The sequence below is a fragment of the Paracidovorax wautersii genome (genome assembly GCF_031453675.1).
Classification (GTDB): domain Bacteria; phylum Pseudomonadota; class Gammaproteobacteria; order Burkholderiales; family Burkholderiaceae_C; genus Paracidovorax.
On record NZ_JAVIZX010000001.1, the window covers coordinates 1,441,376 to 1,459,303 of the forward strand.

The 17,928-nt window shown below is 69.6% G+C and carries 14 protein-coding genes and 1 riboswitch; of the genes, 11 read left to right on the plus strand and 3 right to left on the minus strand.

Features of this window, described 5'->3' with window-relative positions:
- The first annotated feature begins 79 nt into the window (after window positions 1-79).
- Window positions 80-3,199 carry an EAL domain-containing protein gene (locus QE399_RS06665; protein ID WP_309827355.1) on the plus strand — a complete coding sequence of 1,040 codons (3,120 nt, stop codon included), beginning with the start codon at window positions 80-82 and terminating at the stop codon, window positions 3,197-3,199.
- Window positions 3,200-3,335: 136 nt separating this feature from the next.
- Here the strand turns inward: QE399_RS06665 and QE399_RS06670 are convergent, their stop codons facing one another.
- Complete coding sequence (locus QE399_RS06670) at window positions 3,336-5,321, minus strand: monovalent cation:proton antiporter family protein (RefSeq protein WP_309827356.1); 1,986 nt, start codon at window positions 5,319-5,321, stop codon at window positions 3,336-3,338.
- A 117-nt stretch (window positions 5,322-5,438) separates the two neighbouring features.
- Between QE399_RS06670 and QE399_RS06675 the strand changes: the two genes are divergently transcribed.
- Genes QE399_RS06675 through QE399_RS06690 form a run of 4 tightly spaced genes read left to right on the plus strand, consistent with a single transcriptional unit; the run spans window position 5,439 to window position 8,471 of the window.
- A complete protein-coding gene (locus tag QE399_RS06675) occupies window positions 5,439-6,449 on the plus strand; it encodes a KpsF/GutQ family sugar-phosphate isomerase (protein WP_309827358.1) in 1,011 nt (336 codons plus the stop codon).
- Window positions 6,449-7,027, plus strand: coding sequence for a KdsC family phosphatase (locus QE399_RS06680; RefSeq protein ID WP_309827359.1), 579 nt, complete (start codon window positions 6,449-6,451; stop codon window positions 7,025-7,027). The genes QE399_RS06675 and QE399_RS06680 overlap by 1 nt, the downstream gene beginning before the upstream one ends.
- Window positions 7,024-7,650 carry an LPS export ABC transporter periplasmic protein LptC gene (gene lptC, locus QE399_RS06685; protein ID WP_309827361.1) on the plus strand — a complete coding sequence of 209 codons (627 nt, stop codon included), beginning with the start codon at window positions 7,024-7,026 and terminating at the stop codon, window positions 7,648-7,650. Before QE399_RS06680 ends, lptC begins: the two co-directional genes overlap by 4 nt.
- Window positions 7,651-7,676: 26 nt before the next feature.
- Window positions 7,677-8,471 carry an SDR family oxidoreductase gene (locus QE399_RS06690; protein WP_309827363.1) on the plus strand — a complete coding sequence of 265 codons (795 nt, stop codon included), beginning with the start codon at window positions 7,677-7,679 and terminating at the stop codon, window positions 8,469-8,471.
- Window positions 8,472-8,648: 177 nt separating this feature from the next.
- Here the strand turns inward: QE399_RS06690 and QE399_RS06695 are convergent, their stop codons facing one another.
- Together QE399_RS06695 and QE399_RS06700 are read right to left on the minus strand one after the other, a co-directional pair.
- Window positions 8,649-9,197, minus strand: coding sequence for an RNA recognition motif domain-containing protein (locus QE399_RS06695; RefSeq protein ID WP_309827367.1), 549 nt, complete (start codon window positions 9,195-9,197; stop codon window positions 8,649-8,651).
- 275 nt (window positions 9,198-9,472) lie between these two features.
- The gene (locus QE399_RS06700; protein WP_309827369.1) at window positions 9,473-9,877 is read right to left on the minus strand and encodes an RNA recognition motif domain-containing protein; all 405 of its coding nucleotides are present in this window, start codon (window positions 9,875-9,877) and stop codon (window positions 9,473-9,475) included.
- A 240-nt stretch (window positions 9,878-10,117) separates the two neighbouring features.
- Window positions 10,118-10,300, plus strand: a riboswitch (yybP-ykoY riboswitch).
- Between the two features lie 24 nt (window positions 10,301-10,324).
- On the opposite strand from QE399_RS06700, the gene QE399_RS06705 reads away from it, so the two are divergent.
- From QE399_RS06705 to QE399_RS06730, 6 genes are all read left to right on the plus strand, one after another.
- Window positions 10,325-10,894 (plus strand): TMEM165/GDT1 family protein, encoded by a 570-nt coding sequence (locus tag QE399_RS06705; RefSeq protein ID WP_309827371.1) that lies wholly within the window; start codon window positions 10,325-10,327, stop codon window positions 10,892-10,894.
- Between the two features lie 147 nt (window positions 10,895-11,041).
- On the plus strand, window positions 11,042-12,262 hold the full coding sequence (gene metX / locus QE399_RS06710; RefSeq protein ID WP_309827373.1) for a homoserine O-acetyltransferase MetX: 1,221 nt from the start codon (window positions 11,042-11,044) through the stop codon (window positions 12,260-12,262).
- Window positions 12,259-12,843, plus strand: a complete 585-nt coding sequence (gene metW / locus QE399_RS06715) for a methionine biosynthesis protein MetW (RefSeq protein WP_309827375.1) — start codon at window positions 12,259-12,261, stop codon at window positions 12,841-12,843. Before metX ends, metW begins: the two co-directional genes overlap by 4 nt.
- A gap of 356 nt (window positions 12,844-13,199) precedes the next feature.
- Window positions 13,200-14,144 (plus strand): PhnD/SsuA/transferrin family substrate-binding protein, encoded by a 945-nt coding sequence (locus tag QE399_RS06720; RefSeq protein ID WP_309827376.1) that lies wholly within the window; start codon window positions 13,200-13,202, stop codon window positions 14,142-14,144.
- Between the two features lie 68 nt (window positions 14,145-14,212).
- Window positions 14,213-15,406 carry a glycerophosphodiester phosphodiesterase gene (locus QE399_RS06725; protein WP_309827377.1) on the plus strand — a complete coding sequence of 398 codons (1,194 nt, stop codon included), beginning with the start codon at window positions 14,213-14,215 and terminating at the stop codon, window positions 15,404-15,406.
- A gap of 384 nt (window positions 15,407-15,790) precedes the next feature.
- Entirely contained in the window at window positions 15,791-17,785 is a 1,995-nt protein-coding gene (locus QE399_RS06730; protein WP_309827380.1) for a methyl-accepting chemotaxis protein, read from the plus strand.
- The last annotated feature ends 143 nt before the right edge of the window (window positions 17,786-17,928 follow it).

Consider the following 17,928-nt stretch of genomic DNA (forward strand, 5'->3'; position numbering starts at 1 on the left):
TGCCCCCCATAATGGCTGGTCGACCCCGACACGCCCAGCCCCTGCGGCCCGCAGGGGGTTCCCACGAAAGCATGGCGTCATGCCCGTTGCTGTTTTGCTTGTTGACCACGACGCTGTGCACGCGCACGCGGCCGTTCAGGCATTGGCAGACGCATGGCGGAACTGGACCGTGGCGGTGGCCGACAGCGTGGCACACGCGGGGCGCTGCCTGGCCGTCGAGCCGTTCGACGTGGTCATCGCTGCCGACCGTCTGCTGGACGGCACGGCCTTCGACGTGCTGGAGGCGGCACACGGCCTGCCCGTGCTGATCGCTGTGCCCGAAGGCCAGGAGGCCCAGGCGGCCGTGGCCATGCGCCACGGCTTCAGCGACTTCGTGGTGCGCGACGCCGCCCAGGCCTATCTGCTCACCCTGCCGGCCCAGATCGAAGCGGTGATCGAGCACGCCCGTGCCGGCCAGGCCCGCCGCGCCGCCGAGGCGATGCTGGCCCGCCAGCACCGGCTGCTGGAGGCGATCTCGCGCACGCAGTCCCTGTTCATCACCGCCGGCGCCACGCGCGCGGCGTTCGAAGGCTGGCTGCAGGAAATGATGGCGCTGACGCACAGCCCCGTCGGCTTCGTCGGCACCCTGGTGCCCGGGCCGGGCGCCGGGCTGGTACTGCAGCCGCACGCCGTGGCCGTGTCCCCGGAGCCGGCTGCGGCGGACACCGCCGCGCCGCAGGCCTGGCGCCACGCCGCGGCCGCCGCGCCTTGGCCGCTGGACCGCGCCGGCAGCCTGCTGGCGCACGCATTGGACGCCGCCGGGGAGCCGTCGCTGCATGCCGCGTGCGGCAGCGATGTCCCGCTGGAGGTGGGCTGGCCGGCGGACGGGCCGGCCGTGCGGACTTTCTTCGCCCAGACCGTGCAGGCGGCGGGCGCGCCGGTGGCGGTGGTGGGCCTGGCCAACGCACCCGCGGGCTACGTGCGGGCCGATCTGCAAACGCTGCAGCCCCTGTTGAGCACGCTGGGCCAGATGGAGATGGCGCGCCGGGCCGAAGAGGAACGGCGCATGGCGCAGGAGGCGCTCAACCGCACGGCGGCGCTGCTGTCGGACAAGAGCCGTGCGTTGAAGGAGACCCTGGACGCCGTGGCCCAGGGCATCACCAAGGTGGACGCCGAAGGCCGCATCCGCGTCTACAACCGCCGCTACCTCGAGCTGCTGGACATGCCCGAGGCCTTCATGGCCCAGGCCCCGACGCCGCTGCAGGTGCTGCATTTCCAGATGGAGCGCGGCGACCTCGGCCACGATCTGGAGCTGATGGATGCCCAGGGCCGCCGCCATGCGCACGCCGTGCTGGGCGACGGGACCCCGCAGGAGGCGCACGAGGCGCCGGAGTTCTACGTGCGCCGCTCGCCGGGCGGACGCTACCTGGAGGTGCGCACCCGGCCGGTGGTCGGCGGCGGACGCGTGCGCACCTTCACCGACGTGACCGACTATGTCGCCGCGCAGGAGGCGGTGCGCGCCAGCGAGGCGCGCTGGCGCAGCCTGACGCAGCTGTCCTCCGATTGGTACTGGGAGCAGGACGCGGACCTGCGCTTCGTGCGGCTGGAGGGCGCCTACCACCGCGACCTGGGCATCTCCGAGACCGAGTTCCACGGCGCCCTGCGCTGGGACCTGGAGCACAGCGGCGTGACGCCCGCCCAGTGGCAGGCGCACCAGGCGCAGCTGGAGGCGCGCGAGACCTTCCACGACTTCGAGATGCAGCGCCGCTCGGCAGATGGCTCGCTGATCTGGCTGTCGATCAGCGGCGAGCCGATCTTCGATGCGACGGGCCGCTTCACCGGCTACCGTGGCGTGGCGCGCAACATCACCGAGCGCAAGCGTGCCGAGGCCGAGATCGAGCGGCTCGCGTTCTTCGACGAGCTGACCGGCCTGCCCAACCGCCGCCTGCTGATGGACCGGGTCGAGCGTGCCGCCGTGACCAGCCTGCGCACTCCATCGTATGCCGCGCTGCTGTTCCTGGACCTGGACAACTTCAAGAGCATCAACGACACCCTGGGCCACGCCTGGGGCGACCGCCTACTGGCGCAGGTGGGCGCGCGGCTGGCGGCCACGCTGCGGGCCACGGACACCGTGGCACGCCTGGGGGGCGACGAGTTCGTGGTGGTGCTGCAGGCCCTGGGCGCGCAGGAGGTGGACGCCGCGATCGAGGCCGAAGGCGTCGCGCAGAAGCTGCTGCTGGCGCTGAACCGGCCCTACGCCCTGAGCGGGCGCGAGGTGCACAGCACGCCCAGCATCGGCATCACGCTGTTCAAGGGGCGCGAATCCACGGCGCTGGAGCTGCTGCAGCGCGCCGACCTGGCCATGTACCAGGCCAAGGCCGAGGGGCGCAACACGCTGTGCTTCTTCGATCCCGCCATGCAGGCGGCGGCCACGGCACGCTCGGTGATGGAGGCCGACCTGCGCCTGGGGCTGCAGCGCGCCGAGCTGCTGCCCTACTACCAGCCGGTGGTGGACGCCGACGGCCGCATTCTGGGCGCGGAGGCGCTGGTGCGCTGGCGGCATCCCGAACGCGGCATGGTGCCGCCGGGCGAGTTCATCGCCGTGGCCGAGCAGACCGGCCTGATCATGCCGCTGGGCCGCATGATGCTGCGCGCTGCCTGCCACCAGCTCGCGGCCTGGGCGCAGCATCCGCAGACGCGGGAGTGGTCGCTGTCGGTGAACGTGAGCGCGCACGAGTTCAAGCACGCCGACTTCGTGCGGCAGGTGCTGGACGCGCTGGACGAGTCCGGCATCGACCCGCGGCGCCTCAAGCTCGAACTGACCGAGAGCCTGCTGCTGCAGAACGTGGAGGACAGCATCTCCAAGATGCAGGTGCTGCGCAAGCTGGGCGTGGGCTTCTCGCTGGACGACTTCGGCACGGGCTACTCGTCGCTCAGCTACCTCAAGCGGCTGCCGCTGGACCAGCTCAAGATCGACCAGAGCTTCGTGCGCGACGTGCTCACCGATGCCAACGACGCCGCCATCGCCTGCACCATCGTCACGCTGGCGCAGAGCCTGGGGCTGGACGTGGTGGCCGAGGGTGTGGAAACCGAAGGCCAGCGGGAGTTTCTGCTGCGCCACGGCTGCCGGCGCTTCCAGGGCTATCTCTTCGGCCGCCCCGCGCCGGAGATGGCCGTGCCGCCATGGACGGCGGAGGAGCATCCGCAGGCCGTCCGCTGAATGCTATCGATTGTGTAGCTTGTGGCGCTTGTCAAATAAGCGATTCAAGGTCAAATGGCGTCGAAAGTGTGGATGGGCAAGCGCATGCTGCTCTCATTTTTTGAATGCCGAAGGTTCGCCCTGGCCTGGATCAGGATCAGCCGCGCAGCAGCTTGTCTTCCGCCAGCGCCAGCGACGTGGGGTGGCCGGACAGCACCAGCGTGTCGCCCTCGGCCAGCAGCGCGTCGTCGTCCGGCGGCGCCATCGCGCCGGTGCTGCGCCGCAGGTTGACCACCTGCGCGCCCATGGCATGCAGCGCCAGCTGCCCCAGCGCCTGCCCGATGGCGGCGGCCTCCGGCGGCAGGGTGATGGAAGCGAGCCGCTCCTGGTCGCGCTCGGAGGCCGTGTCGTCGTCCGCGCCGTGGAAGTAGCCGCGCAGCAGGTTGTAGCGCGCATCGCGCTGGTCCTGCACCAGGCGCAGCACGCGCCGCATGGGCACGCCCACCAGCGCCAGCGCGTGGCTGGCCAGCATCAGCGAGCCTTCGATCGCCTCGGGCACCACCTCGGTGGCTCCGGCGGCCTGCAGCTTGTCCAGGTGCAGGTCGTCCTGCGTGCGCACCACCACCGGCACGTTGGGCGCGTGCGACCGGGTGTTGGCCAGCACCTTGAGCGTGGCCGGAATATCCAGGTAGGTCACCGCCACCGCGCTGGCGCGCACCAGGCCGGCGGCCATCAGCGCCTGCAGGCGCGTGGCGTCGCCGTAGACCACTGAGTCGCCTGCGGCGGCCGCCTGGCGCACGCGGTCGGGGTCGAGGTCCAGCGCCATGTACGGGATGTGCTCGCGCTCCAGCATGCGCGCCAGGTTCTGGCCGCAGCGGCCGTAGCCGCAGATCAGCACATGCTTGCTGGTGTTGATGGATTTGCGCGCAATCGTCGTCATCTGCAGTGATTGCTGCAGCCAGTCGCTCGCAACCAGCGTCATCACGATGCGGTTGCTGTACAGGATGAGGAACGGCGTGGCCAGCATGGACAGCACCATCGCCGCCAGGATCGGGTTCATCAGCGCCGGGGAGACCAGGCCATGCTCCTGCGTGAGCGACAGCAGCACGAAGCCGAACTCGCCGGCCTGCGCCAGGTACAGCCCGGTGCGCAGCGACACGCCCGTGGTGGCACCCATGCCCCGCGACAGCGCCAGGATGATGCCCATCTTGAGCAGCAGCGGCACGGCCAGCAGCAGCAGCACCATCGCCCAGCGCTCCAGCAGGATGTGCCAGTCCAGCATCATCCCCACGGTGATGAAGAACAGGCCCAGCAGCACGTCGTGGAAGGGCCGGATGTCGGTGCCCACCTGGTGGCGGTACTCGGTTTCGGACACCAGCACGCCGGCGATGAAGGCGCCCAGCGCCAGCGACAGGCCGGCCTCTTCCGTCAGCCAGGCCAGGCCCAGGGTGATCAGCAGCAGGTTGAGCATGAACAGCTCGTCGCTCTTGCGCCGCGCCACCAGCGTGAGCCACCAGCGCATCACGCGCTGGCCGCCCGCCAGCAGCAGGCCCACCAGCACCGTCGCCTTCAGCAGGGCCAGGCCCAGGGCCACGAAGAGCTGCTCGGGCGGCGAGCCCAGCGCCGGGATCAGCACCAGCATGGGCACCACCGCCAGGTCTTGGAACAGCAGAATGCCCAGCACGCGGCGGCCGTGCTCGGTCTCCAACTCGGCCCGCTCGGCCATCAGCTTCACGACGATGGCGGTGCTGCTCATCACCAGCGTGCCGCCCAGGGCCAGCGCGGTCTGCCAGCCCATGTCCCAGATGCCGCCCAGCCAGCGCGACAGCAGCAGCATGCCCGCCATGCCCACCGCCATGGTGGCCACCACCTGCAGCAGGCCCAGGCCGAATACGAACCGGCGCATGGCGCGCAGCTTGGACAGACTGAATTCCAGCCCGATCGAGAACATGAGGAAGACGACCCCGAACTCGCCCAGATGGCGCACGCCTTCGGAGTTCTGCGTCAGCGCCAGCGCGTGCGGCCCGATCAGGATGCCCGCCGCCAGGTAGCCCAGCATGGGCGGCAGCTTCAGGCTGCGGCACGCCACCACCCCCAGGACAGCGGCCAGCAGGTAGAGCAGCGTGAGGGCGAGCGAAGACATGCCCGATGCTAGCCGAGGGCCGGGGCCCCGGCCGGCCTGCAGCCGCCGGCTTTTACGCCGTGCAGGGCCATCGGCGCACTTTCCGCGGGCCCTGGGGCCCACCCGTAGAATCCAGCCATGCCGTCCACCGCAGCCGTCGCCGCCCCGCCGCCCGCCTTCGATGCGGACCAGGTTCTCCGCCTGGGCCGCGAAACCTTCGAGACCGAGGCCGCCGCCCTCGCCGCCCTGGGCGCCCGCCTGGGCCAGCCCTTCGCGCAGGCCGTGCAGCGGCTGATGGGCACGTCGGGCCGCGTGGTCGTCATGGGCATGGGCAAGAGCGGCCACGTGGGGCGCAAGATCGCCGCCACCCTGGCCTCCACCGGCACGCCCGCCTTCTTCGTGCACCCGGCCGAGGCTAGCCATGGCGACCTCGGCATGGTCACGGGCGGCGATGCGGTGCTCGCCATCTCCAACAGCGGCGAGAGCAACGAACTCACCGTGCTGCTGCCGGTGCTCAAGCGCCTGGGCGTGCTGCTCGTCGCGATGACGGGCGGCCTGCAGTCCACGCTGGCGCGCCACGCCGACATCGTGCTGGACTGCAGCGTCGAGCGCGAGGCCTGCCCGCTCAACCTGGCGCCCACCACCAGCACCACGGCCCAGCTCGCCATGGGCGACGCCCTGGCCGTGGCCCTGCTGGACGCGCGGGGCTTTCGCCCGGAAGACTTCGCCCGCTCGCACCCTGGCGGTGCGCTGGGCCGCAAGCTGCTGACCCATGTGGGCGACGTGATGCGCTCGGGCGACGACGTGCCGCGCGTGCCGCCGCAGGCCACGTTCAGCGAACTCATGCGCGAGATGAGCGCCAAGCGCCTGGGCGCTTCGGCCATCGTCGATGCCGAAGGCCGCCTGCAGGGCATCTTCACCGACGGCGACCTGCGCCGCCGCGTCGAGTCCGGCGCCGATCTGCGCGATCTGCGCGCCGCGGACGTCATGCACGCCGGCCCGCGCACCATCGCTGTGGACGCCCTGGCCGTGGACGCTGCCCAGGCCATGGAGCGCCACGGCATCACCAGTGTCCTGGTGACCGACGCCACCGGCGTGCTGGTGGGGGTGGTCCACATCGGCGACCTGATGCGGGCCAAGGTGATCTGATGGCGCTGGACACCGTGACCTCCCTGCCCGCCCTGCAGCCCGCGCTGCGCTTCGCCCCCGAACTGCTGCTCAAGGCCCAAGGCGTGCGCGTGGCGTTCTTCGACGTGGACGGCGTGCTCACCGACGGCAGCCTGTACTTTTCGGCCGAGGGCGAGACCCTCAAACGCTTCCATACGCTCGACGGCCACGGCATCAAGCTGCTGCAGCGCGCGGGCATCACGCCGGCGATCGTGACCGGCCGGGATTCCGCGCCGCTGCGGCTGCGGCTCAAGGCGCTGGGCGTGCAGCACGCGCGCTTCGGCACCGAAGACAAGCGCCCCGCGGCCGAAGCCATTCTGGCCGAACTCGGCCTGGACTGGAGCCAGGCCGCCGGCATCGGCGACGACTGGCCGGATCTGCCCGTGCTGCGCCGCTGCGCCCTGGCAAGCGCGCCCGCCCACGCCCATGCCGAAGTGCTGGCCGTGGCGCACCACATTCCGCAGGCCCCGGCCGGCGCGGGTGCCGCGCGCGAGTTCTGCGACCTGCTGCTGGTGGCCAGCGGCCGCTACGCGGACCTGCTGCAGGAGTACGCGGCATGATCCTGCGTCTGCGCCAAGGTTGGGAGCGCCTGTCGATCTACCTGCCCGTGCTGCTGATGGGCTTGCTGGCGCTGGGCACGTGGTGGCTGGTGCGCAACGCGCCCAAGGCGCCGCAGGCCGCCGTCGCGCGCGCGCCCACGCACGAGCCCGACTACTTCATGCGCACCTTCTCCATCAAGACCTTCGATGCCACCGGGCGGCTGGAGAGCGAGATCGTGGGCGACGTGGCGCGCCACTATCTGGACACCGACACGCTGGAGATCGACAAGGCCCGCATGCGCTCGGTCACGCCCGAAGGCCGGGTGACGACGGCCACCGCCAACCGCGCGCTCACCAATTCCGACGGCTCTGAAGTGCAGCTGTTCGGCAATGCCGTCGTCACTCGCGAATCGCAAGCACGTCCGGGCCAGACGCCGCAGCCGCGGCTGGAGTTCCGCGGAGAGTTCCTGCACGCCTGGGTCAACACCGAGCGCGTGAAGTCCGACCAGCCGGTCACCCTCACGCGGGGCGGCGACCGGTTCACCGCGGACAGCATGGACTACGACAACCTCGACCAGATCGTGCAGCTCAAGGGCCGCGTGCGGGGCATGCTCATGCCGGGCACGTCGCCGGGCAGCCGCTGACCGGCCCGAACCCAGGAGCGCGCACGATGGCACCCACCGAGCATCCGCTGGTCTTCATCACCGGCGCCTCCAGCGGCATCGGCCAAGCGCTCGCCTGGCGCTTCTACCAGGCGGGCTACCGCCTGGCGCTGGTCGCCCGCCGCACCGGCGAGATCCAGGCCTGGGCCCAGGCGCAGGGCCTGGACGCCGGCCGCTACGCCATCTACGGCGCCGATGTGGCGGTGCCGGCGAGCATCGCGGCTGCAGGGCAGGCCTGCATCGCGCAGCAGGGGCTGCCGGACGTGGTCATTGCCAATGCGGGCATCAGTGTCGGCATGGACACGGGCATCCTCGACGACATCGAGGTCATGGCGCGCACCTACGCCACCAACAACGTCGGCATGGCTGCCACGTTCCAGCCCTTCATCCGGGCCATGGAGCAGCGCGCCAGCGGCACCCTCGTGGGCATCGGCAGCGTGGCCGGCATCCGCGGCCTGCCGGGGCATGGCGCCTACTGCAGCAGCAAGGCCGCCGCCATCAGCTATTGCGAGAGCCTGCGCGGCGAATTGCGCCCGGCAGGGGTGCAAGTGGTCACGATCAGCCCCGGCTATATCGACACGCCGCTCACCCGGCAGAACCGCTACTCCATGCCCTTTTTGATGGCGCCGGAAGCGTTCGCCGAGCGCGCGTTCAAGGCGATCCGGGCGGGGGCCAGCTACCGGGTGATTCCCTGGCAGATGGGGGTGGTGGCCAAGCTGCTGCGCCTGCTTCCCAACTCCGTGTTCGACCGCTTGCTGGCGGGGCGGCCCCGCAAGCACCGGCAGGACGCCACGCCGCGTTGAGCCGGCGGCGGGCGCGTTGGGAGCGCTACGCCGGTGCTGCCTGATGGCGCACCGTTGGGCGAATCGGGCGCCCGGCCACCTCAGCAGCGCTACCGCCCAGGGGCCGAGCCCACAGACAAGCCGCCCCGACCATGAAAAAGGGCTCCCGAAGGAGCCCTGTCTGATGCGTGCCGTGAATCAGTAGCCGCCGTTGCCGCCACCGCCGTAACCACCACCGCCGCCGCCACTGCGGCCGCCGCCATTGCGCGAGCCCGTGCCGTAGGGGCTGCGGAAGCCGCCGTCGCCCCGGCCACCGCCGTAGCCGCCACCTCCGTCACCGCGGCCGCCTTCGCGGCTGCCGCCGTAACCACCGCCGCCGCCTCCGTAGCCACCACCACCTCCGCCGCCGCCGCCATAGCCGCCGCGGTTGCCACCGCCGCCATAACCGCCACCACCACCACCACCGCCGCCGAAGCCACCACTGCGGGGCGGACGGGGTTCCATGGGGCGCGCTTCGTTCACCACGATGCTGCGGCCGCCCAGCGGCTGGCCGTTCATGCCGTTGATGGCGGACTGGGCTTCTTCGTCGCTGCCCATCTCGACAAACCCGAAGCCCTTGGAGCGGCCGGTGTCGCGTTCCATCATGACCTTGGCGCTCGTCACCGCGCCAAATTGCCCGAAGGCCTGTTCCAGATCACTATCGCGCACGGAGTAGGGAAGGTTGCCGACGTAGAGTTTGTTGCCCATCAGGGGACTCCTCAAAAACACATTGATAAAGCGATGGAGTCCCGAAACCGCAGCCAATGGATGACAAAAAAGGCCCGTGCGCGAAACTGACGATCACCGCAAACCTCGACGCGAGAATGCCCCGCGCAAAACATTATGCGCCACAACAATTGAAAAGATGCAAGGGTTTGCAGCGGGCACAAACCCGGTGCCGCGCCCATGAAAAAGGGGCCCCGAGGGGCCCCATTTTGGTGAAGGATCGGGGCGGTTGACCGCCTTGTCCTTCGCTCCTGTGCTTAGTAGCCGCCGCGGCCGCCGCCGTAGCCGCCGCCGTCACCACGGCCACCGCCGTAGCCGCCGCCATTGCCGCCACCGAAGCCACCGCTGCGGCCACCGCCGTAGCCGCCGCCACCATTGCCGCCGCCGAAGCCGCCGCTGCGGGGGGGACGGGGTTCCATCGGACGGGCTTCGTTGACCACCAAGTCACGGCCGCCGAAGTTTTGGCCATGCACGCCTTGGATGGCGGATTGGGCTTCGGCATCGCTGCCCATTTCCACAAAGCCGAAACCCTTGGAACGGCCGGTATCGCGCTCCATCATGACCTTGGCGCTGTTCACCGAGCCGAATTGGCTGAAGGTCTGCTCGAGGTCTTGGTCGCGGAAGGAATAAGGCAGATTGCCCACGTACAGCTTGTTGCCCATGAGGGACTCCTGAAAAAACATGAAAACGCGATGGAGCCTTACGCAATCAACAAACCTGTGACGACTTCAAAGACGCGAAACCGACCAAACACCGCAGCTTGCATTCCTGCAAGGCAGAAAGGCGAATTCATTATCAACCATGAATACGACAGTTTTGGTTGCCCATTGGTGTGTTCGCCACATTTTTTCCTCCGTATTTACCCGTGTGTTCCCTGGGTGCGACAGGATTTTTGTTACACTCCGGCCCGTCTTTGGGGAGTAGCCCGCTCCGCGCGTCCCGCGCAGGAGGGCATGCATCAACAAACTTGGGCCCCTCGCGGGTCTATGGTGCATGCGGCGCCGTCGGCGCTGGGCGAGACCATTGACTGCATACCGATCCCAAGGCCGGAGTCGGGGTGCAGTCAATGCTGTCTGTTCACCATCCGGCCGGATAAGTGACCCCGCCCCATGGAAGCCTTCTTCGTTTCGACCGCCCTCGTCGCCCTTGCCGAGATGGGCGACAAGACCCAACTCCTGTCCCTCGTTTTGGCGGCCCGGTTCCGCAAGCCCTGGCCGATCGTGCTCGGCATCCTGGTGGCCACGCTGGCCAACCATGCGCTGGCCGGCGCCGTGGGCGCCTGGGTGACGACGGTCGTCGGCCCCCAGGTGCTGCGCTGGGGGCTGGGGCTGTCGTTCATCGCCATGGCGGTGTGGATGCTCATTCCCGACAAGCTCGACGACGACGAAGCCGCCACGGCGCCGCGCTTCGGCGTCTTCGGCACCACGCTGATTGCCTTCTTCCTGGCGGAGATGGGTGACAAGACCCAGGTGGCGACGGTGATGCTGGCCGCGCAGTACAGCGCCTACCTGTGGGTGGTGGCCGGCACCACGCTGGGCATGATGCTGGCGAATGCGCCGGTGGTCTGGCTGGGCGAGCGCATCACGCGCCGCGTGCCGATCCGCGCGGTGCATGTGGTCTCGGCGCTGATCTTCCTGGTGCTGGGCGGTATCGCGCTGCTGGCGCCGGCGGGTGCCTGACGGGACGGGGCCTGCTTTGGTATAGTGGCCGCACGCGCCGATTTGCCACAGCTTGCGGGCGCTTTATAAATCCTGCTAAAGACCGTCCGCGACGTGACTGATTGAAGTACCGACCCGGCCTCGTTTTTAGCGATGCCGGGTTTTTTCATGTCCTTCATCGCCACACCGCTCTCCATGCACTTCGCCGATGCGCTGCCCCTGCAGGGCGGGGCATCGATCCGCGACTACACCCTCGCTTACGAGACCTACGGCACGCTCAACGCCGACCGGTCCAACGCCGTGCTCGTGTGCCATGCGCTCAACGCCTCGCACCATGTGGCCGGCGTGTACGAGGGCCAGCCCAAGAGCGAGGGCTGGTGGGACAACATGATCGGACCGGGCAAGCCGGTCGATACCAACTGCTTCTTCGTCATCGGCATCAACAACCTGGGCTCGTGCTTCGGCTCGACGGGGCCGATGCACACGCACCCCGACACCGGCGAGGTCTACGGCGCCGACTTTCCCGTGGTCACGGTCGAGGACTGGGTGAACGCCCAGGCGCGCCTGCTGGACCGGCTGGGCATCCGCCAGCTGGCGGCCGTGCTGGGCGGCAGCCTGGGCGGCATGCAGGCGCTGTCGTGGACGCTGCAGTACCCCGACCGCATGCGCCATGCGGTGGTGGTGGCCAGCGCTCCCAATCTCACGGCCGAGAACATCGCCTTCAATGAAGTGGCGCGCCGCGCCATCGTGACCGACCCGGACTTCCACGGCGGGCATTTCTACCGGCACGGCACGGTTCCGAAGCGCGGCCTGCGGATCGCACGGATGATCGGCCACATCACGTACCTGAGCGACGATGTGATGAACGAGAAGTTCGGCCGCCAGCTGCGCCAGCGCATCATCGAGCACTCGCCGCTGGGGTCTCTGGGCACGCCGGCCGCCGCACCGGCCGGGGCCGATCTGCCGGCCGCTGCCGCGCCCACCATGGGCGCCTACCGCTACAGCACGCAGGACATCGAGTTCGAGATCGAGAGCTACCTGCGCTACCAGGGCGACAAGTTCAGCGATTACTTCGACGCCAACACCTACCTGCTGATCACGCGCGCGCTGGACTACTTCGACCCCGCGCTGGCGCACGGCGGCAACCTGACGCTGGCGCTGGCACAGGCCACCGCCAAGTTCCTGCTGGTGAGCTTCACCACCGACTGGCGCTTCTCGCCGGCCCGCAGCCGCGAGATCGTGAAGGCGCTGCTCGACAACCGCCGCGACGTGAGCTACGCCGAGATCGACGCGCCGCACGGCCACGACGCCTTTCTGCTGGACGATCCGCGCTACCTGCACCTCATGGCCTCGTACTTCGACACCATCGCCCAGGAGGTCGCCGCATGACCGAAAAAGCCACCATGCACGCCATCGCCCGCCTCGTGCCCGAGGGCAGCCGCGTGCTCGACCTGGGTTGCGGCGACGGCGCGCTGCTGTCGTACCTGCTGCGCGAGCGCGGCTGCACCGGCTACGGCGTGGAGATCGATGACGCCAACGTGCTGGCCTGCGTGCGCCGCGGCGTGAACGTGGTGCAGCTCAACCTGGACGAAGGGCTGGCCATGTTCGGCGACAACTCCTTCGACGTGGTGCTGCAGATCGACACGCTGCAGCACCTGCGCAATGCCGAGGTGATGCTGCGCGAGACGGCGCGCGTGGGCAAAAGCGGCATCGTCGCGTTTCCCAACTTCGCGCACTGGCCCAACCGGCTGTCCATTCTGCGCGGGCGCATGCCGGTGACGCGGCGCCTGCCCTACCAGTGGTACGACACGCCCAACATCCGCGTGGGCACGTTCAAGGACTTCGAGGTGCTGGCGCACAAGAACCGCCTGCGCGTGATCGACGCCTTCGGCCTGCAGGACGGGCGCGAAGTGCGCTTTCTGCCCAATGCGATGGCGGGCACGGCGGTGTTCCACTTCGAGCACGACTAGGGCCGGCGCTCGCGGGTTGGCGGCGCCGTCGGCTGGGCCCTGTCCGGCCCACGGGCTTTGTTGAATGCTCCTGTATTGATAGCTGGTGGCGCTTGATCTGATGGGTTCCTGGCATCGAAGATGCCTGAATCGGCCGGAGAACCAGCGCATCCAGCTCTGCTATTGATAGCGCAACGCCGTCTGCCCGGTGCATGCGCGTTCGCCCCGATCGCCGCTGCGCGCAGGACCGAATGGTGAGCTGGCGGCCTGTCCGGGCGCGCCGTGCATACTGCGCGCCGGGAGGGACTGCCGCGCACCGCGGCAGGCGGCCTGCGGGCCGCTGTCCCCAAACATCCGACACAACAGCAGGAGCGCGCATGAGCAAGAGATGGGGAGCATCGGTAGGCCTGGCCCTGACGGGCATCACTTTGGCGGCGGGAACCGCCACGGCGCAGCCCGGCGGCAGCGCCGCAGGCAGCAGCGCAGGCCCGCGGGAGAAGCTGGTCGTGGCCATGCCCAAGACCTACGCCAAGACCGAGACCATGGGCCTGTGGGGCGACTATTTCTCGCACCTGGGCCGCTGCGGCAACATCGACATCCAGAACCTGCAGGGCGAGTCGCTGGAGCGCAGCGCCAACGTGGACACGCTGGGCGAGAAGGAGCTGATCGACAGCCTGCTCAGCGGCAAGGCGCAGCTGGCGCAGGTCAACCCCGGCCTGGTGCCGCAGCTGGTGGGCGCGGGGCAGCCCGCGCCGTTCGCCGTGCCGGGCAACAAGGCCAGCGGCAAGCCCAACTCGTACCATCTGATCCTGATCGCGCGGGTGGACAGCCCGTACAAGGTGCCCAAGGACCTGATCGGCAAGAAGATCGCGCACAGTACGCCCACGTCCAACTCGGGCAACCTCGCGCCGCGCGCGCTGTTCCCGGCCATCGGCCTGGTGCCGGACAAGAACTACGACGTGGTGTTCTCCAACGGGCACGAACGCTCCGTCACCGGCGTGATGTACGGCTTCTATCCGGCGGCGGCCGTGGCCAGCGACCTGTACCAGCGCATGGTGGTCAAGGGCGACGTGAAGGGGTCGAGCATCCGCACGCTGTGGGAAAGCCCGCCGTTCATGACCGAGACCTGGACGATGGGCAAGGACGTCTCGCCGGAGCTGCAGGCCCGCGTCAAGAAGTGCTCGTACAGCTACGCCTTCTCGCCCAAGCTGCGCCAGATGCTGCCGGGCAACGACACCTTCCTGCCGGTGCGCTTCGAGCGCGACTTCGCCACGGTGATGGAGGTCTACCGCAAGACGCAGGAAGCGCAGGCCGGCAAGTAAGTTTCTTCTGGTCCCGCCGCGGCCGCCGGTGCGGCGCGCGGCCCTCTCGGTTGATGGAGAACGCACGCATGAACGCCTGGAACCTGAACCGCTGGACGCGCCACCTGGGCATGGCAGCGCTGCTGGCCGGCATGGTGGCCGCCCACGCGGCCGGGCCGGTGGCGCCGCCGCCCGCCGCGCAAGCACCGTCCGCCGCCCGGCCCGCGCACCCCGTGTTGATCGCGCACCGCGGCGCATCGGCACTGCGGCCCGAGCACACGCTCGCGGCCTACCGGCAGGCCATCGCGGACGGGGCGGACTTCATCGAGCCCGATCTCGTCATCACCCGCGACGGGTTCCTGGTGGCGCGGCACGAGAACGCCATCGCCATCCTCCATGCGGACGGCTCCGTGAAAGAGGCCACCACCGACGTGGCCGACCGCCCCGAGTTCGCCGCCCGGCGCACCACCAAGACCATCGACGGCGAGCGCATCACCGGCTGGTTCACCGAGGACTTCACGCTGGCCGAACTCAAGACGCTGCGCGCCCGCGAGCGGATTCCGAAGGTGCGCCCGGCCAACGTGCGTTTCGACGGGCAGTTCGAGATCCCCACGCTGCAGGAGGTGATCGACCTCGCCCGGGCCGAGACGCAGCGCACCGGCCGCACCATCGGCATCTATCCCGAGACCAAGCACCCGACCTACTTCCAGTCCATCGGCCTGCCGCTGGAGCCGCCGCTGCTGGCCGCGCTGGAGGCCCAGGGCTGGAACCATGCCGGCGCGCCCGTGTTCGTGCAGTCGTTCGAGACGGCCAACCTGCGGGGGCTGCGCGCGCGCAGCACAGTGCGCCTGGTCCAGCTGGTGGCCGGCAGCGGCCGACCGTACGACTTGGCGGCGCAGCCCGGCCCCGGGCCGGCCCGCACGTACGCGGACCTGCTCACGCCCGCCGGGCTGGCCGAGATCGCCACCTATGCCGACGGCATCGGCGCCAGCAAGGGCCTGGTCGTGCCGGTGCGCGATGGCGCCCTGGCGGCCCCCACGCCGCTGGTGGCACGGGCCCATGCGGCCGGGCTGCTGGTGCATGTGTGGACGCTGCGCCCCGAGAACGCCTTTCTGCCGCTCGCCCTGAAGGCCGCGCCCGCCACCGATGGCGCCGTGCGCGGCGATGGGCAGGCCGAGGTAGACGCCTTCTTGGCCACCGGCGTGGACGGCATATTCACCGACGATCCGGCCACCGCCCGTGCACCGCTGCAGCGCGCGCGCCTGGCAGCCGTGCCCCGCTGAGCCCCTCAGCCGAGCCTGCCGGAGACGTCGCTGGCGAGAAAAAGCGGCTGCATGCGGCTCGCCTACGGCGTTTCGCTCTGGGGCCGCAAGTCCAAATAAGCACTAGGTCAGGCAGGATCGGCCGCACCTCGGCGACCTTTTGCTATACCAATGATAGCTGTTTGCGCAATAAGGACGGGCGCTGCAGGCAATTTTGGCACTTCATACCCACCGTGCGGGCGGCCGCGCCTTCGGCCGGTAACCGGTCCCAGGTTCCACCCCGCGGAAGCGTAAACGTGGTTTTGGCCCCACGGGCAACCTAGGGTAACTACGGATTTCTGCGTTACTTTTCATTACTCCAGGGGACAATCCGACGCCCTTTTGTTCTAAATCAAGGACTTAACGATGACCGCCCCTGCCGTTTCCAACCGCTCTGTCGCCCGCCGCGTGACATTGCTGGCGCTCAGCCTGGTCGCCGTGGTCCTGCTGCTGGTCAGCCTGGCCATCGCCTCCATCACCAACCGCGCCACGCGCACGCAGGTGATGTCGGGTGTGGGCAATGCCGCCGAAGGCGTGGCGCGCTCGCTCGATTCGGTGGACGAAGCCAACCGCGAGCTGATCCGCCGCGGCGCGACCGTGTTCCGCGGCTACTTCGAGCCGACGATGGCGCTCGATGACGCCACCGGCGAGCTGCGCAACTTCGGCAACGTGCTCAACGGTGACTACGCCATCGTGGACAAGTTCAACGCGGACACGGGCGGCATCGCCACCGTGTTCGCGCGCAAGGGCGACGACTTCGTGCGCATCACCACGTCGGTGAAGAACGAGAAGGGCGAACGCGCCGTGGGCACCCAGCTCGACCGCGCCAGCCCGGCCTATCCGCTGATGCTCAAGGGCGAGGCCTACACGGGCCGCACCATGCTGTTCGGCCGCCCGTTCATGGCGCACTACGAGCCGCGCAAGGATGCCTCGGGCAAGGTCATCGCCATCCTGTTCGTGGGCAACGACCTCACCGTGTTCCACGACCTGATCCAGAAGCAGGTGGCCGACATGCGCTTCTTCGAGCACGGCGGCGCCTATGTGATCGACCCGCGCAAGTCGCTGGACGACGCCGTCTTCGTCGCCCACCCCACCGCACGGGGCAAGAAGGTGCTGGCCGCCTATCCGCAGGCACGCGAATACCTGCAGGCCCTGGCCGACGGCGACCAGGTGCAGCGCGCGCTGCCGCTGCTGGCCGAGCAGGGCGAGGAGCCCTGGGCCGTACGCCGCAAGACGCAGTCGGGCTGGTGGGTGGTGGCCGAGGTGTCCGACCTGGAGGCCATGGCCGGCCAGCGCAGCGCGCTGTGGGCGGTCTGGGGCGCCATGGCGCTGGCCGTGCTGGTGCTGGGCGGCGGCCTGTTCCTGATGCTGCGCCGCGGCGTGAGCCAGCCGCTGCGTGAGCTGACCGGCGCCATCACCACGGTGGCCCAGGGCGACCTGACCCAGGCCTTCACCACCACGCGCCGCGACGAGATCGGCGCGCTGGTGAACGAGGTGGAGGGCATGCGCCAGCGCTACCTGCAGGTGCTGCAGCAGGTGCGCACGGCGGTGGACAGCATCAGCACCGCCAGCGCCGAGATCGCCACCGGCAACCAGGACCTGTCGGCACGTACCGAGTCCACCGCCAGCAGCCTGGCCGAAACCGCGCAGAGTATGGAGCAGCTCACGGGCACCGTGCGCCAGTCGGCCGACGCGGCACGCCAGGCCAACCAGCTGGCCAATTCGGCGGCCGAAGTGGCCGCACGCGGCGGCCGCGTGGTGGGCGAGGTGGTGACGACGATGACCGACATCAACGATGCCAGCCGCAAGATCGCCGACATCATCGGCGTGATCGACGGCATCGCCTTCCAGACCAACATCCTGGCGCTGAACGCGGCCGTGGAAGCGGCCCGCGCGGGCGAGCAGGGCCGGGGCTTTGCGGTGGTGGCGGGCGAAGTGCGCAGCCTGGCCGGCCGCTCGGCCGAGGCCGCGCGCGAGATCAAGCAGCTCATCGGCGCCTCGGTGGACAAGGTCGAGACCGGCGCGCGCCTGGTGCAGGACGCGGGCACGACCATGGACGAGATCGTCGGATCCGTGCAGCGCGTGGGCGACATCATCGGCGAGATCACCGCGGCGTCGTCGGAGCAGTCCGACGGCATCGGCCAGGTGAACACCGCCGTGGCGCAGCTCGACCAGATGACGCAGCAGAACGCCGCGCTGGTCGAGGAGTCCGCCGCGGCCGCGCAGAGCCTGCGCGACCAGGCCACGCGCCTGGCCTCGGCCGTGCAGGTCTTCCGCCTGTCCAGCGGGCCGGACGAGGCCGTGCCGGCGGCCCACCGCGGCGCCGCCAGCGGCAGTGCGCCGCGCCTGTCTGCGCACTGAGCCGCCGCTGCGCTGTCCGCGCGTGCTGGCAGGGCGCACCGCGGTGGGTAACGGCCGTAACGGCCCGTAAATCGGCGTCCGGTGGGCTACAGGGGGCTCCCGCTGCGGCGCGGGGGGCCTTCGTTTATCCTGCCGGCTTTGCC